Annotated in this window: 16 protein-coding genes and 1 tRNA gene; 12 read left to right on the top strand and 5 right to left on the bottom strand. The window is 74.1% G+C overall.

Features of this window, described 5'->3' with window-relative positions; genetic code table 11:
- Positions 1–53: 53 nt before the first annotated feature.
- The 7 genes from ACOACO_RS01150 to ACOACO_RS01120 all read left to right on the top strand — a co-directional run bounded on the left by ACOACO_RS01150 (position 54) and on the right by ACOACO_RS01120 (position 5,524).
- Positions 54–1,199, top strand: coding sequence for an acyl-CoA dehydrogenase family protein (locus tag ACOACO_RS01150; RefSeq protein ID WP_420294421.1), 1,146 nt, complete (start codon positions 54–56; stop codon positions 1,197–1,199).
- Positions 1,200–1,346: 147 nt separating this feature from the next.
- A complete protein-coding gene (locus ACOACO_RS01145; protein WP_420294420.1) occupies positions 1,347–1,871 on the top strand; it encodes a hypothetical protein in 525 nt (174 codons plus the stop codon).
- 65 nt (positions 1,872–1,936) lie between these two features.
- Positions 1,937–2,503 (top strand): RNA 2',3'-cyclic phosphodiesterase, encoded by a 567-nt coding sequence (gene thpR, locus ACOACO_RS01140; RefSeq protein WP_420294419.1) that lies wholly within the window; start codon positions 1,937–1,939, stop codon positions 2,501–2,503.
- A gap of 44 nt (positions 2,504–2,547) precedes the next feature.
- Complete coding sequence (pyrE, locus tag ACOACO_RS01135) at positions 2,548–3,102, top strand: orotate phosphoribosyltransferase (protein ID WP_420294418.1); 555 nt, start codon at positions 2,548–2,550, stop codon at positions 3,100–3,102.
- Between the two features lie 33 nt (positions 3,103–3,135).
- Positions 3,136–3,828 (top strand): DedA family protein, encoded by a 693-nt coding sequence (locus ACOACO_RS01130; protein ID WP_420294417.1) that lies wholly within the window; start codon positions 3,136–3,138, stop codon positions 3,826–3,828.
- A complete protein-coding gene (locus ACOACO_RS01125; RefSeq protein WP_420294416.1) occupies positions 3,825–4,799 on the top strand; it encodes a DUF368 domain-containing protein in 975 nt (324 codons plus the stop codon). Before ACOACO_RS01130 ends, ACOACO_RS01125 begins: the two co-directional genes overlap by 4 nt.
- A gap of 71 nt (positions 4,800–4,870) precedes the next feature.
- Positions 4,871–5,524 (top strand): TrmH family RNA methyltransferase, encoded by a 654-nt coding sequence (locus ACOACO_RS01120; RefSeq protein WP_420296276.1) that lies wholly within the window; start codon positions 4,871–4,873, stop codon positions 5,522–5,524.
- Here ACOACO_RS01120 and ACOACO_RS01115 read toward each other — a convergent pair.
- Positions 5,506–5,814, bottom strand: a complete 309-nt coding sequence (locus ACOACO_RS01115) for a MerR family transcriptional regulator (RefSeq protein WP_420294415.1) — start codon at positions 5,812–5,814, stop codon at positions 5,506–5,508. The genes ACOACO_RS01120 and ACOACO_RS01115 overlap by 19 nt on opposite strands.
- A 140-nt stretch (positions 5,815–5,954) precedes the next feature.
- Here ACOACO_RS01115 and ACOACO_RS01110 point away from each other — a divergent pair, with 140 nt between their 5' ends.
- The 3 genes from ACOACO_RS01110 (at position 5,955) to fbaA (ending at position 8,864) form a co-directional block, all read left to right on the top strand.
- Positions 5,955–6,392: an Hsp20/alpha crystallin family protein gene (locus tag ACOACO_RS01110; RefSeq protein ID WP_420294414.1), complete on the top strand. Its 438-nt coding sequence runs from the start codon at positions 5,955–5,957 to the stop codon at positions 6,390–6,392.
- Between the two features lie 204 nt (positions 6,393–6,596).
- A complete protein-coding gene (locus ACOACO_RS01105; RefSeq protein WP_420294413.1) occupies positions 6,597–7,763 on the top strand; it encodes a magnesium and cobalt transport protein CorA in 1,167 nt (388 codons plus the stop codon).
- A gap of 66 nt (positions 7,764–7,829) precedes the next feature.
- The gene (fbaA, locus tag ACOACO_RS01100) at positions 7,830–8,864 is read left to right on the top strand and encodes a class II fructose-bisphosphate aldolase (RefSeq protein WP_420294412.1); all 1,035 of its coding nucleotides are present in this window, start codon (positions 7,830–7,832) and stop codon (positions 8,862–8,864) included.
- A gap of 74 nt (positions 8,865–8,938) precedes the next feature.
- Here the strand turns inward: fbaA and ACOACO_RS01095 are convergent, their stop codons facing one another.
- The 3 genes from ACOACO_RS01095 to ACOACO_RS01085 form a co-directional block, all read right to left on the bottom strand.
- Positions 8,939–10,567: a hypothetical protein gene (locus ACOACO_RS01095; RefSeq protein ID WP_420294411.1), complete on the bottom strand. Its 1,629-nt coding sequence runs from the start codon at positions 10,565–10,567 to the stop codon at positions 8,939–8,941.
- A 177-nt stretch (positions 10,568–10,744) separates the two neighbouring features.
- Positions 10,745–10,821: transfer RNA gene (locus tag ACOACO_RS01090), tRNA-Pro, on the bottom strand.
- 75 nt (positions 10,822–10,896) lie between these two features.
- Positions 10,897–11,904 carry a metallophosphoesterase gene (locus tag ACOACO_RS01085; RefSeq protein ID WP_420294410.1) on the bottom strand — a complete coding sequence of 336 codons (1,008 nt, stop codon included), beginning with the start codon at positions 11,902–11,904 and terminating at the stop codon, positions 10,897–10,899.
- Positions 11,905–11,929: 25 nt separating this feature from the next.
- Between ACOACO_RS01085 and ACOACO_RS01080 the strand changes: the two genes are divergently transcribed.
- Positions 11,930–12,388 (top strand): GatB/YqeY domain-containing protein, encoded by a 459-nt coding sequence (locus ACOACO_RS01080; RefSeq protein WP_420294409.1) that lies wholly within the window; start codon positions 11,930–11,932, stop codon positions 12,386–12,388.
- Positions 12,389–12,565: 177 nt separating this feature from the next.
- A complete protein-coding gene (locus tag ACOACO_RS01075; protein WP_420294408.1) occupies positions 12,566–12,751 on the top strand; it encodes a DUF3073 domain-containing protein in 186 nt (61 codons plus the stop codon).
- A gap of 76 nt (positions 12,752–12,827) precedes the next feature.
- On the opposite strand, the gene ACOACO_RS01070 is transcribed toward ACOACO_RS01075, so the two are convergent.
- Positions 12,828–13,934 carry a Glu/Leu/Phe/Val family dehydrogenase gene (locus ACOACO_RS01070; protein WP_420294407.1) on the bottom strand — a complete coding sequence of 369 codons (1,107 nt, stop codon included), beginning with the start codon at positions 13,932–13,934 and terminating at the stop codon, positions 12,828–12,830.
- Between the last annotated feature and the right edge of the window lie 113 nt (positions 13,935–14,047).

The following is a 14,047-nucleotide window of genomic DNA, read 5'->3' as shown; positions in this document are numbered from 1 at the left end:
GTACGTCACACCCCCTGGCTGACGCCGGTTACCTGCGAGTAAGGTCCGGCCTCGTGAACCGAGAGATCTACGACGAGGACCACGAGGCGTTCCGGGCATCCGTGCGCGAGTTCCTGGAGCGTTCGGTCATCCCCGACGTCGAGGCGTACGCCGAGAACAAGGGCATCCCGCGCGAGTTCTGGCTCGAGGCGGGCAAGCAGGGGTTCCTGGGGCTGGAGATCCCCGAGGAGTACGGCGGCGCGGGCGCGGGCGACTACCGCTTCAACGCCGTCATGGGCGAGGAGCTCAGCAAGGTCAACGCGGCCCTCGGCTCGTGCTGGGGCATCCACGCCGACATCACGGCGCCGTACCTGGTGCAGCTCGGCACCGAGGAGCAGAAGCGGCGCTGGCTGCCGGGCGTGGCCGCGGGCGAGATCCTGCTCGCGATCGGCATGACCGAGCCCTCCGGCGGCTCCGACCTGGCGGCGCTCAAGACGACGGCCGTGCGCGACGGCGACGAGTGGGTCATCAACGGCTCGAAGACGTTCATCACGAACGGCTACTCGGCCGACCTCGTCATCACCGCGGTGCGCACCAGCCCGGAGAAGAAGGCCCGCGGCATCACGCTGTTCGCCATCCCGGCCACCGCGGAGGGCTTCAGCCGGGGCCGCAAGCTCGACAAGGTGGGCCAGGACGAGTCCGACACCGCCGAGCTGTTCTTCGAGAACGTCCGCCTCGGCGACGACCACGTCGTGGGCGAGCTCGACTCCGGCTTCATCCACATGATGCAGAAGCTGCCGCAGGAGCGCCTCGGCTGCGCGATCTCGAACATCGCGCACGCGAAGCAGATCCTGCTGGAGACGGTGCAGTACACGAAGGACCGCAAGGCGTTCGGCCAGTCGATCGGTCAGTTCCAGCACTCCAAGTTCCTGCTGGCCGAGCTCATCACCAAGATCGAGGTCAGCGAGGCGTTCCTCGACCAGTGCGTCACGGCGCACACCAAGCAGGAGCTCACGCCGGTCGACGCCGCGAAGGCCAAGTGGTGGACCAGCGAGATCCAGAACGACGTGCTCGACCACTGCGTGCAGCTGCACGGCGGCTACGGCTTCATGAACGAGTACCGGGTCGCCCGGGCGTGGCGCGACGCCCGCGTCTCGAAGATCTGGGCCGGCTCGAACGAGATCATGAAGGAGCTCATCGGGCGCGACCTCGGGCTGTGACCTGAGGGGAATGCGGCTTTCTTTGCCGTCTTTTTGCCCCCGGTCGGGGGTGGTCCGGACACCCCGGGGCCCGCGTTTGACGGGCCCCGGGACCTGGGGTCCATTGGGTGTGCACTGCACCTGATCAGACTCTGGGGAGGGTCCGCCATGTCCGACCACACGTCCGGCACCACGTCCGGCGCCACCACCGGGAGCGGCGTCTCGCGTCGCTCCGTCACCCGCGCCGCGGCGTGGTCCGTGCCCACCGTCGCGGTCGTCGCGGCAGCGCCGGCGTACGCCGCGTCCGTCTCCGACGTCGGGGCGTTCTCGCTGCAGGGCAGCTGCGGCACCCTCGGGCTTCTCGGGCCGGGCTTCACCCTGCAGGCAGGGCCGACCGCCTCGCTGCCGGCCGGTACGACGGTCCTCGTCACCGGGAGGGGCGTCGCCAACATCGGGGTGTTCTCGGTGACGGGTGGCATCGCGCAGGTGACCCCGCTCAGTCCGACGTCGCGGCAGATCGTCCTGACGAGCGAGCTCCCGGCCGGGGCGACGATCGCCTTCCGCACCACGCTCTCGATCACCGTGGCCTTCCAGCTGAACGCCGCGGTGACCCTGCCCGAGGGCGTCTCCGGCACGGGCTCGAAGGCGACGGCCGCCGTGAGCAGCACGCTGGTCCTCTGCTCCGCCAGCTGAGCCACACCGGACCCGTCCGGAAACCCGGTGCGGCGGGGGTGCTCCCCGCCGTACCGTCGGTGGTGATGCGCCTGTTCACCGCCCTCGTCCCGCCCGCCGACGTCCTCGAGCACCTCGACGACTTCCTCGACGTGCGTCGCGCGGCCGCCGACCTGCGGTGGAGCCGCCCCGAGAACCTCCACGTCACCCTCGCCTTCGCCGCGGAGGTCGAGGAGTGGCGGGTCGACGAGGTGCTCGAGCGGACCGCGGCGGCCGCGGCGCGCCGTACCCCGTTCACCACCCGGGTCGCCGGGGGCGGCGCCTTCCCGCACCCCGACGCCGCGCAGGTGCTGTGGGCGGGACTGGCGCTCGACGAGGCGGCGGGCGCCGAGCTCGAGGCCCTGGCCCGGGGCGCCCGGACCGCCGTGGCGACCGCCGGGGTTGAGGTCGACGGCACCCGGTTCCGGCCCCACCTGACGGTCGCGCGCTCGGGTCGACCGCGGCAGCTGAGCGACTGGGTGCGGCTCCTCGACGCGTACGAGGGTCCCCGCTGGACCGTCGACGAGGTCGCCGTCGTGGCCTCCCACCTGGGGGAGGGGCCTCGGCGCCGGCCCCGTCACGAGGTGCTCGCCACCGCCCCGCTCGCCGGCTGAGGTCCCGCGCGGCCCCCGCGCCGCGACCACTACGCTCAGGGTCCATGAGCGCCCCCGACTCCCCGGCCAAGCAGCAGCTGATCGCCCAGGTCGACGCCAAGGCCGTCGTGCGCGGCGAGGTCGTGCTGAGCTCCGGCGCGACCGCCGACTACTACGTCGACATGCGTCGCGTGACGCTCGACGCCGCGGCCGCCCCGGCGCTCGGGCGGGTCATGCTCGACCTGACGGCCGACTGGGAGTACGACGCGGTGGGCGGCCTCACGCTCGGTGCCGACCCCGTCGCCACCGCGATGCTCCACACCGCCGCGGCCGAGGGCCGCGTGCTCGACGCGTTCGTCGTGCGGAAGTCGCAGAAGGTGCACGGCCTGCAGAAGCTGATCGAGGGCCCGCCCGTCGCGGGGCGGCGCGTGCTCGCCGTCGACGACACCTCCACCACCGGCGGGTCCGTGCTCGAGGCGGTCGCCGCCCTGCGCGCGGCCGGTGCGGAGGTCGTCGGGGTGGCCGTGGTCGTCGACCGCGACACCGGGGCCGCCGAGCGCGTCGAGGCCGAGGGCGTGCCCTACCGCTTCGCGGTCGGCAAGGCCGAGCTCACCATCTGAGGCGCTCTCAGCCCCCGTCGCTATCCTCGCCCGGTGATCACGACCGGCGCCCTGGCTGGCCCGACCCTGATGAGCGCCGACCCCGACGACCTCACCGGGTTCGCCGGCTGGGCCGTCGAGCTGATGGAGAAGATCGGGCCCATCGGCGCCGGCATCGCCATCGCGGCGGAGAACCTGTTCCCGCCGCTGCCGAGCGAGGTGATCCTGCCGCTCGCCGGCTTCACCGCGAACCGGGGCGACTTCACGCTCGCCGAGGCGCTGATCTGGACGACGGCCGGCTCGGTGATCGGTGCCGCCGTCCTCTACTGGCTGGGCGTCGCCTTCGGCCGCCAGCGGATGTACCGCGTGTGGGAGCACGTGCCGCTGGTCAAGACCGAGGACCTCGAGCGCACCGAGGCGTGGTTCGAGCGGCACGGCAGGAAGGCCGTGTTCTTCGGGCGGATGGTCCCGATCTTCCGCAGCCTCATCTCCGTCCCCGCCGGCATCGAGCGGATGCCGTTCCTGCTCTTCCTGCTGCTCACGCTGGCGGGCAGCCTCGTGTGGAACAGCATCTGGGTGCTCGCCGGCTACTTCGCCGGGTCCCAGTGGGACCGCGTCGAGCCCTACATGGGCGCGGTGCAGACGACCGTCGTCGTGGTCGTCGCGCTGGCCGTCGCGTCCTTCGTCGTCTTCCGCGTGCGGCAGAACCGCCGCGTCAGGCGGGACGCCAGTACCCTCGGCCCGTGACGACGGACCTGACCCCCAAGCGCTCGCGGGCCCTGCTGCCGCTCGACCTGGTGCGGGGGTTCCTCATCGGTCTCGCCGAGCTGGTGCCCGGGGTCTCGGGCGGCACGGTCGCCCTGGTGACCGGGGTCTACGAGCAGCTCATCGCCTCCGCCTCGCACTTCCTGGGCGCCGCCAAGCGGTTGGTGCTCGGGCCCGACCGACGCGCGGGCTTCGCCGCGGAGGTCCGCCGCACGGACTGGTTCCTGGTGGGGCCGGTGCTCCTCGGGATGGCAGCCGCCGTCCTCACCGTCGCGGGCGCGATGGAGGCCTTCGTCGGAGACCACCCGGAGCACGCCCGGGGGCTCTTCCTCGGTCTCGTGGCGGCGAGCATCGCCGTCCCGCTGCGGATGCTCCCGCGGCGCGAGCGCGGGACGGGTGGCGGCCGGGGCGCCGACGTCGCGCTCTTCGCGGTGCCCGCCGTCGTCGCCTTCGTGCTCGTCGGCCTGGCGTCCGGCAACGAGGTCGCCGACCCGCCTGCCTGGGTCGTCTTCCTGGCCGCGGCCGTCGCGATCTGCGCCCTCGTCGTGCCGGGCGTGTCCGGCTCCTTCTTCCTCCTGGCCGTCGGTCTCTACAGCACCACGCTGACCGCCGTGGACGAGCGCGACCTGGGGTACGTCGTGGTGTTCGCGGCCGGTGCGGTCGCGGGCCTGGCGGCGTTCGTCCCGGTGCTGCACCTCGCCCTGACGCGGCACCGCCGCGCGACCCTGCTCGCGATGGCGGGTCTCATGCTCGGGTCGCTGCGCGCGCTGTGGCCCTGGCAGTCCGGCGGTGCGGACGACGAGGCGCACGGCCCGGGCAGCCTCCTCGCCCCCACCGACCCGGTCCTCGGGCCGGTGCTGCTCGCCGTCCTGGGGGTCGTGATCGTCCTCGTGCTGCTGGTCGTCGAGCGGCGCGCGTCCGTGACCGACCGCGACCCGGCGCGACCGGCCTGAGCGCCGGCGTGCCCGGTCCCCAGGACACCGCCGGACCCGACGAGGAGGCGGTGCGCGCGCCGTACGACCCCATGCCGCACGGCCCGGCCGAGGTGGGCGTCGGGCCGTGGGAGGGCCCGTGGCCGACGGGGGAGGGCAGCGAGCGCTACGACCCCGAGCTGCTGGCCGGCGGCGACCGCCGCAACGTCGTGGACCGCTACCGCTACTGGCGGCTCGAGGCCATCGTGGCCGACCTCGACACCCGCCGGCACGGCTTCCACGTGGCGATCGAGAACTGGCAGCACGACTTCAACATCGGCACGATCGTGCGCACGGCGAACGCCTTCCTGGCCGCCGAGGTGCACGTCGTGGGCAACCGCCGCTGGAACCGCCGCGGCGCGATGGTCACCGACCGCTACCAGCACGTGCGCCACCACGCCTCCGTGCCCGACCTCGCGGCGTACCTCCACGGGCTCGAGCGGCCCGTGCGCCTGCTGGGCATCGACAACCTGCCGGGGTCGGCCCACCTGGAGACGATGGCCGTGCCCCACGACGTCTGCTTCCTCTTCGGGCAGGAGGGTCCCGGCCTGTCGGAGCAGGCGCGCGCGGTCTGCGACGGCACCTTCTCGATCGCGCAGTTCGGCTCCACGCGCTCCATCAACGCCAGCGCGGCGGCCGCGATCGCGATGCACGCCTGGGTGCGCACCCACGCCGACCTCGGCGACGCTCAGGTCTGGCGCGGCTGATCCTCGCCCCGGCGCCGGCGCAGGCGGGCCACCTCGCCGCGCAGCCGCTCCACCTCGGCCTCCAGGGCCAGCACCCGCCCGATGCCGACGAGGTTGAGACCCTCCTCCAGCAGGGTGCGGATGCGGTGCAGCCGGTCGATGTCGGCCTCGCTGTAGAGCCGGGTGCCGCCCGGCGTGCGGTCGGGCTCGAGCAGGCCGCGACGCTCGTAGACCCGCAGGTTCTGCACCTGCATGGACACCATGTCGGCCGCCACCGAGATGGCGAACACCCCCGTCGTCCGTCGCGCCACGGCACCTCCCGAAAAAATCCCCGGCATGGGCTTGAACCGCGCCCGTCACCGGAATATATAACAGTGGTGTCAGGTTCTCTGATGCGTAGACATCAGGTCTCGGGCCCTCCGGGACCAGGACACACGAGGAGGATGACGTGATGCTGCTCCGGACCACCGACCCGTTCCGTGAGTTCGACCGCCTGGCCGCCCAGCTCATGGGCTCCGGCACGACCAACCGACCCGCCGTCATGCCGATGGACGCGTGGCGCGAGGGCGAGCACTTCGTGATCGAGTTCGACCTTCCCGGCGTCAGCGCCGACACCATCGACCTCGACGTCGAGCGCAACGTGCTCACCGTCAAGGCCGAGCGCGTGGCGCGCAACGGCGACTGGGAGATGCTCGCCTCCGAGCGCACGCGGGGCACGTTCACCCGCCAGCTGGTGCTCGGCGACAACCTCGACCTCGACCGCATCGAGGCGGCGTACGCCGACGGCGTGCTCCGGCTCGTCGTCCCCGTGGCCGAGAAGGCGAAGGCGCGGAAGATCGCCGTGGCGGGCGCCCGGCCCACCGACACGCCGGAGGCCATCGAGGCCTGATCCACCCGGTCCGCACGGCACGCACACGACGCCGGTCCCTCCCGAGGGGCCGGCGTCCGTCGTGCCGGGGGCGCCCGCCCGCACCCGGGCGTCACCTCCCGGCCACCCGTCGTCACCGCGGGGGCCTACGCTGGCCCGTCCGCGTCCCGGCGCGGCCCCCGCCCGACCGCGCCCCGCGGACGGCCGCCCCCGTGAGGAGGACCGATGTCGGACCGCACCCGCCCGTCCCGCCTGCTGCCGCCGCCCCTGCGACGCAACCGCGTCGATCCCGCGCGGGTGGACGCCGTCGAGGGGGCCGCGGGCGTCCCCGCCCCCGAGAGCGGGACCCCCGAGCCCGCGGACGCGACCGAGCGGCGCATCATCGACAGCGCCCTGTACGTCGGTGGGCGACGCGTCGCCTCCCCGGGCGACCTCGCCGCGACGTACCGGGTGCTGCGCGAGCACGACGAGGCCATCGCCTGGATCGGGCTCTACCGCCCCGAGAACCACGAGCTCGCCTCGCTCGCCGGCGAGTTCGACCTGCACGAGCTCGCGGTCGAGGACGCGATCGTGGCGCACCAGCGCCCGAAGCTGGAGCGCTACGACGACACGCTCTTCGTCGTGCTGCGCCCCGCCCGCTACGTCGACGACCGCGAGGAGGTCGAGTTCGGCGAGGTGCACCTCTTCGTCGGGCCCGACTTCGTCGTCAGCGTCCGCCACAGCGAGGCACCCGACCTGGGTGCCGTGCGGCACCGGCTCGAGGAGGACCCCGAGCTGCTGGCGCTGGGGCCCGAGGCGATCCTCTACGCCATCCTCGACCGGGTCGTCGACGGCTACGCGCCCGTCGTGGCCGGTCTCGAGAACGACATCGACGAGATCGAGACCGAGGTCTTCAGCGGCGACCCGGGGGTGTCGCGGCGCATCTACGCGCTGACGCGCGAGGTCGTCGAGTTCCAGCGCGCCACCCGCCCCCTGTCCGCCGTGGTCAAGGGCCTCGGGGCCGGCTTCGCCAAGTACGGCACCGACGAGGAGCTGCAGCGCTACCTGCGCGACGTCGACGACCACCTGACCGTCGTCATCGAGCAGGTCGACGAGTTCCGCCAGCTGCTGCGCGACATCCTGACCGTCAACGCCACCCTCGTCGCCCAGCAGCAGAACGAGGAGATGAAGGCGTTGAGCGAGGTCAGCATCGACCAGAGCGAGGAGGTCAAGCGCATCTCGTCGTGGGCCGCCATCCTCTTCGCGCCCACCCTGGTCGGCACGGTCTACGGCATGAACTTCGACCACATGCCCGAGCTGCACTGGGCGTGGGGCTACCCGATGGCCGTCGTCATGATGCTGATGGTCAGCGTGGTCCTCTACCTCGTCTTCCGCCGCCGCGGGTGGCTCTGACCCGGCGGGCGGCGCCACCCCGCTAGGGTGACGGCGATCCGCCCGCTCATCGAGGAGACCCCACCGATGCCCATCGCCACTCCCGAGAAGTACGCCGAGATGCTCGACGCGGCCAAGGCGAAGTCCTTCGCCTACCCGGCCATCAACGTCTCGTCCTCCCAGACCCTCAACGCGGCCCTCAAGGGCTTCGCCGACGCCGGGTCCGACGGCATCATCCAGATCTCGACGGGCGGCGCGGAGTACCTCTCCGGCCCCAGCGTCAAGAACATGGTGACCGGCTCCGTCGCGTTCGCGGCGTACGCCGCCGAGGTCGCGAAGAGCTACCCCGTCAACGTCGCGCTGCACACCGACCACTGCCCGAAGGACAAGCTGGACGGCTTCGTGCGGCCCCTCATCGAGATCTCGAAGGAGCGGGTGGCGCGCGGCGCGGCGCCGCTTTTCCAGTCGCACATGTGGGACGGCTCGGCCGTGCCGCTCGACGAGAACCTGCGGATCGCCGAGGAGCTGCTGGCCCAGGCCGCGGCGGCCAAGATCGTGCTCGAGGTCGAGATCGGCATCGTGGGCGGCGAGGAGGACGGCGTCGAGGGCGGCATGGGCGAGCACCTCTACACGACCCCCGAGGACGCGCTGGCCACGGTCGCCGCGCTCGGCACCGGCGAGAAGGGCCGCTACCTGACGGCGCTGACGTTCGGCAACGTGCACGGCGTCTACAAGCCCGGCAACGTGAAGCTGCGCCCGGAGATCCTCAAGGCCGCCCAGGAGGCGGTCGTCGCGCAGCTCGGCCTCGACGCCGGCGCCAAGCCGTTCGACCTCGTCTTCCACGGCGGGTCGGGCTCGACGGCCGAGGAGATCGCCGCGGCCGTCGACTACGGCGTCATCAAGATGAACGTCGACACCGACACGCAGTACGCGTTCACCCGCCCCGTCGCGGGCCACATGCTCGCCAACTACGACGGCGTGCTGAAGATCGACGGCGAGGTCGGCAACAAGAAGGCCTACGACCCCCGCGCCTGGGGCAAGGCCGCCGAGGCCGGCATGGCGGCGCGCGTCGTGGAGGCGTGCCAGGCCCTGCGCTCGGCGGGCACCACGCTCGGCGCCTGAGCGCCACCGCACGAGACGACGGGGCGGTCCCACCTGCGGGTGGGGTCGCCCCGTCGCCGTACCGGCGGGCGACGTCAGCGGCCGGGTGGCTCCGCGTCGGGGACGCCCTCGGCGAGCTTGTCGGTGAGCAGGTGGGCGAGCAGGAACATGACCACCGCGACGACCGGCACCACCAGCAGCGCGACCCACGAGAACAGCACGTCGAGCAGGAAGAGCAGCACGACGAACGCCACGAGGCCGACCGCCAGGAAGCTGGTGCTCCCGGGCTCGGACACCCGCCAGGCGCTGAGCAGCCGCGCGCCCAGGACGACGGCGATCACCAGCGCCGCGACGAGCAGCAGCAGCACCGGGCTGCCGCACGACCCGGTGCCCTGCACGACCGAGCAGAGCTGCAGCGAGCCGGTGGCCAGCACGGCGACGACCAGGCCCGTCAGGAGGCCGGTCGCGGCCACGGCCACCGTCTGGGGCACGGGCGGCAGCTCGAAGGTGCGCAGGCGGGTCAGCAGCGACGAGCCGGTACGACGTCCCCCGCCGCCGCCCTCGGCGCCACCCTCGGCGGACGCAGCCGCCGGGTCGGTCGACTGCCCGGTCTCCGGGTAGAGGATCTCCTCGGGCACCGGTGCGGTCCCCGCGACCGGCTCGGACGAGGGCTCCTCGACGGGACGGTCGACCAGTCCGGTGGGCGCGGCGGGGTCGGTGGGCTCAGTGGGCTCGGTGGGCCCGGTGGGCCCGGTGGGCCCGGCCGGGGCGTCGGGATCGGGGGCCACCTCGCGGGTCGCGGCCTCCACCGCTTCGCGCAGGGGAGACGCGGGCGCGGCGTCCTCCGGCTCGGCAGCGACCGGCTCCGGCTCCGGCTCGGCGGCCACCGGCTCCGGCACGAGATCGATCGGTGCGGGCTCCGTCGGCTCCGCCGGCTCCGCCGGCTCCGCGGGTGTCAGCGCCTCCGGCTCGACCGCGGTGCCCGGCTCCTCGGTCGTCTCCGACCCGACCGGCGGCTCGACGGCGACCGGCTCGGGCGCGACCGGCTCGACAGGGTCCGCCAGGGGCGTCTCCGGCGTCGCGGCCGGGGCGGGTGCGGGGGCCCCGCCGGAGGCCAGCTCCTGCTGGCTGCGCCGAGCGGCGAGCCGCTCGCTCAGGGTGCCCCCGAGGCGGCCGCGGGCGGTGGACAGCCCCGGACGGGGACGGCGCACGACCGGCTCGACGCGCGCGGCCTCGGCGGCCGCGGGCTCGGCCGTGGGCTCGGCGGCGAGTGACGGCTCGGGCTCGCGTGCGGACTCGGCCGGGGGCTCGGGTGCGGGCTCGGGCTCGAGTTCTGCCGGGGGCTCGGCCGGGGCCTCAGCGGGGGTCGGCGTGGCGCCCGACGGCTCGACGACGGGCAGCACCTCGGTGACGGGCTCGGGCTCCGGGAGCGGCTCGGGCTCGGGGAGCGGCTCGGGCTCGGGCACGGGGTCCGGCTCGGGGAGCGGCTCCGGCTCGGGGGCCGGCAGGGGCTCCGGGACCGGCAGGGGCTCGGGGACGGGCTCGGGCTCCGGCAGCGGCTCGGGCGCCGGCGGTGGGGGACTCGGCTCGACGACCGGGGCAGCGGCCTCGGCGCGCGCCCCCTTCTTCTTCCGCCGACGACCGAAGGAGGGCAGCTGGAGGGAGAGCTCGAGGTCCTTCTCGACGTCGTGCGCGGGCCCGCCGCCCTCGTCCTTCTCGACCATGGGGGGAGTGTGCCACGCGCGCCGGGTGCCGCTGCAGGTGAACGGGCCCGCCCGACGGGCGGCCGTCGTGGCGCTGCAGCGCGGGGCGCGGTCGGGCGCGCGGGCGACGGGTGCGGCCGGGTCGGAAGGCCCCGGAAACGGGCGACGGCCGGACCCCTGGGGGTCCGGCCGTCCCGGTGGTCGGGCTGACAGGATTTGAACCTGCGGCCTCCTCGTCCCGAACGAGGCGCGCTACCAAGCTGCGCCACAGCCCGACGATCGTGGCCTCTCGGCACACGAGCGTCAGGAGCATATACGAGCCGACGACCGGCGCTCCAATCGGCCCCGCGTCAGCCGACGGTCGGCACGGCGGGCGCCGGGACGAGCGTCAGCAGCGTCGCCTCGGGACGGCAGAACGTGCGGATCCGCATCGACGGCGCGGTGCCCAGCCCGGCGGACACGTGCATCCAGGTCGACCCGGGGTCGCCCGGCGCGGAGTCGGCCGGGTGGCGGTGCAGGCCCCTGGCGCGCGCCGGCTCGAGGTCGCAGTTGGTGGTGAGCGCGCCGATCCCCGGCAGGCACACCTGGCCGCCGTGCGTGTGGCCGGCGAGCACCGCGTCGTACCCGTCGCGGGCGAACTGGTCGAGCACCCGCAGGTACGGCGCGTGCGCGACGCCGAGGGCCACGTCCGCGTCCGCGCCCAGACCGGCCCGGGCGTCACCGGCGACGGCATCGAGGTCGTCCTGCTCGAGGTGGGGGTCGTCGACGCCGGCGAGCACGAGCCGCAGGTCCCCCACGTCGAGGCTCGCCCGGCGGTTCGTCAGGTCGCGCCACCCGGCGGCGGCGAACGCGGCGACGAGGTCGCGCCACGGCAGCTCGGGGGTCTGCGTGTTGCGCCGGCCGTCGTCGGGCAGCAGGTAGCGCAGGGGGTTGCGCAGCGACGGCGCGAAGTAGTCGTTCGACCCGAGCACGTGGGCGCCCGGCACGTCGAGCAGCGGGCCGAGGGCGTCGAGCAGCGCGGGGACGGCGTCGGGGTGCGCGAGGTTGTCCCCGGTGTCGATCACCAGGTCGGGGCGCAGATCGCCCAGGCTCCGCAGCCACGCGATCTTGCGCCGCTGCGTCGGCACGAGGTGGATGTCGGAGAGGTGCAGCACCCGCAGCGGCCGGGCGCCGGGTGGCAGGACCGGCACCTCCACCTCCCGCAGGGTGTAGCGCCGGGCCTCCCACGCGCCGTACGACGTGGCCGCGGCCCCCGCCGCGACGCCCGCCAGCGCGGTGCGTGCCAGGACCCTCCCGGCCCGGCGTCCACCCGCGCCGACGTGGGGGGAGGAGGGGCGGAGGAAGTCGGTGGGCGGCACCCCGACAGGCTGCCACAATGGCCCCATGAGTGCCCTGAAGGACCGTCTCCGCGCCGACCTGACCGCTGCCATGAAGGAGCGGGACCCGCTGCGCTCCTCGACCCTGCGGATGGTGCTGGCCGCGGTCACCACCGCCGAGGTGTCCGGCAAGGAGGCCCGCGAGCTCAGCGACTCCGAGGTGCTCGGGGTGCTCGGCAAGGAGGCCAAGAAGCGGCGCGAGGCCGCCGCGGCCTTCGCCGAGGGCGGGCGCGCCGAGAGCGCGGAGAAGGAGCAGGCGGAGGCGGCGGTCATCGCCGACTACCTCCCGGCCCAGCTCGGTGAGGCGGAGATCACGGAGATCGTGCGGGCGGCCGTCGAGCAGCTCGGGGTCGCCGGCGAGGGCATGAAGGCGATGGGGAAGGTGATGGGGGTGGTCCAGCCGCAGGTCAAGGACCGTGCGGACGGCGGGGCCGTCGCCGCCGAGGTGCGCCGCCAGCTGGCCTGACCCGACGCCCGGGCGTGTCGCGCCGTCGGGGGCGGGGCGTGATTTCGCGGTGGGCGTACGGCGAATGTGCGTCGGGAAGTGCGGGAACGACCAGCGAACAGGTAGCGTTGCGCCCACGACACAGACAGTCAGCCCGGGTGCCCCAGAGCCCCGGCCAAGCGCGAGGGGGTCGACCCTATGGGGCGCGGCCGAGCAAAGGCCAAGCAGGCGAAGGTCGCACGCGACCTGAAGTACCGCACGCACGAGACCGATCTTGGTGCTCTGGCGCGGGAGCTGCATGGCGACAGCGGCAATGACGACTCCGCGGAGTCGTTCGATGAGTACGACAAGTGGGCCGACTACCCCGGCCCACAGCGTGACTGACCCCCGCTGAGCGGATCGGCACCCCCGAAGGCGTGAGCCTCGGGGGTGCCGGTGCGAAGGCCTCCTGGCTTCCCGCTCAGCTGCCCAGCCAGACCCCTCGCAGGCGACCCACGTCCTGCATCCGCTTCTCGGCCAGCCGGTCGGCGGCCGTCGCCGGCGTCACGCCGTCCCGGTCGGCCAGCTCGAACACCGCCCGGGTGGTGTCGAATATCCCCGCCGCACGCTGCTGCGCGCGCTCGAAGGAGAACCCGTCGAGCTCGTCGGCGACCTGGATGAGGCCGCCCGCGTTCACGCAGTAGTCGGGCGCGTAGAGGATGCCCGCGTCCGCCACGCGCTCCGCCGAGCCCGCGTGGGGCAGCTGGTTGTTGGCCGCGCCGCACACGATGCGGGCCTTCAGCACGCCGACCGTCTCGTCGTCGAGGGCGCCGCCGAGCGCGCAGGGCGCGTAGACGTCGAGGTCCTCGCGCACGAGGTCCGCCGTGGTCCCGACCGCCCGCACGCCGGGGTACGTCGCGAGCACGCCCTCGACCGCGGGCGCGTGCACGTCGGTGACGACGACCCGGGCGCCGTCCTCGACGAGCAGCCCGGTCAGGTGGCGCCCGACCTTGCCGACGCCGGCGATGCCGACCGTGCGCCCGGCGAGCGTCGCCTCGCCCCACAGCCGCTCGGCCGCGGCCCGCATGCCCTGGAACACGCCGTACGCGGTGAGCACGGAGCTGTCGCCGGCGCCGCCGTTCGCGACCGTGCGGCCCGTGACGTAGCGGCACTCCCGTGCGACGAGGTCCATGTCGGCCGAGTAGGTGCCGACGTCGCAGGCGGTGAGGTAGCGCCCGCTCAGCGACTGCACGAACCGGCCGTAGGCGCGCAGCAGCGCCTCGGACTTGTCGCGGCGCGGGTCGCCGATGATGACGGCCTTGCCGCCGCCCAGGTCCAGCCCGGCGAGGGCGGCCTTGTAGGACATCCCTCGGGACAGGTCGAGCACGTCGCGCAGCGCGGCGTCGGTCGAGGCGTACGGGTGGAAGCGGGTGCCGCCGAGGCCCGGGCCCAGCGCGGTGGAGTGGATTGCGATGATCGCGCGCAGGCCGGAGGCCGGGTCGTTGGCGACGACGACCTGCTCGTGGCCGGCGGCCAGCTCGAAGAGGTCGGACCCGACGGTGTCGGGGGCGGTTGCGGGGCTGGTCATGGTTCTCCTGTGCTCGGGCGCCGCGGGGGTGGGCGGCGCGGTGGGCGCGCCCGCAGGGGTGGCGCGGGCGACGCCCACCACCCTAGGACCGACGGGGCCCGGCGTCAGGAGGT

This window comes from Nocardioides sp. CPCC 205120, from assembly GCF_048654585.1.
Taxonomy (GTDB): domain Bacteria; phylum Actinomycetota; class Actinomycetes; order Propionibacteriales; family Nocardioidaceae; genus Nocardioides.
Note: the sequence above shows the minus strand (reverse complement) of the source record. Positions and strands in the feature narration are given on the sequence as shown.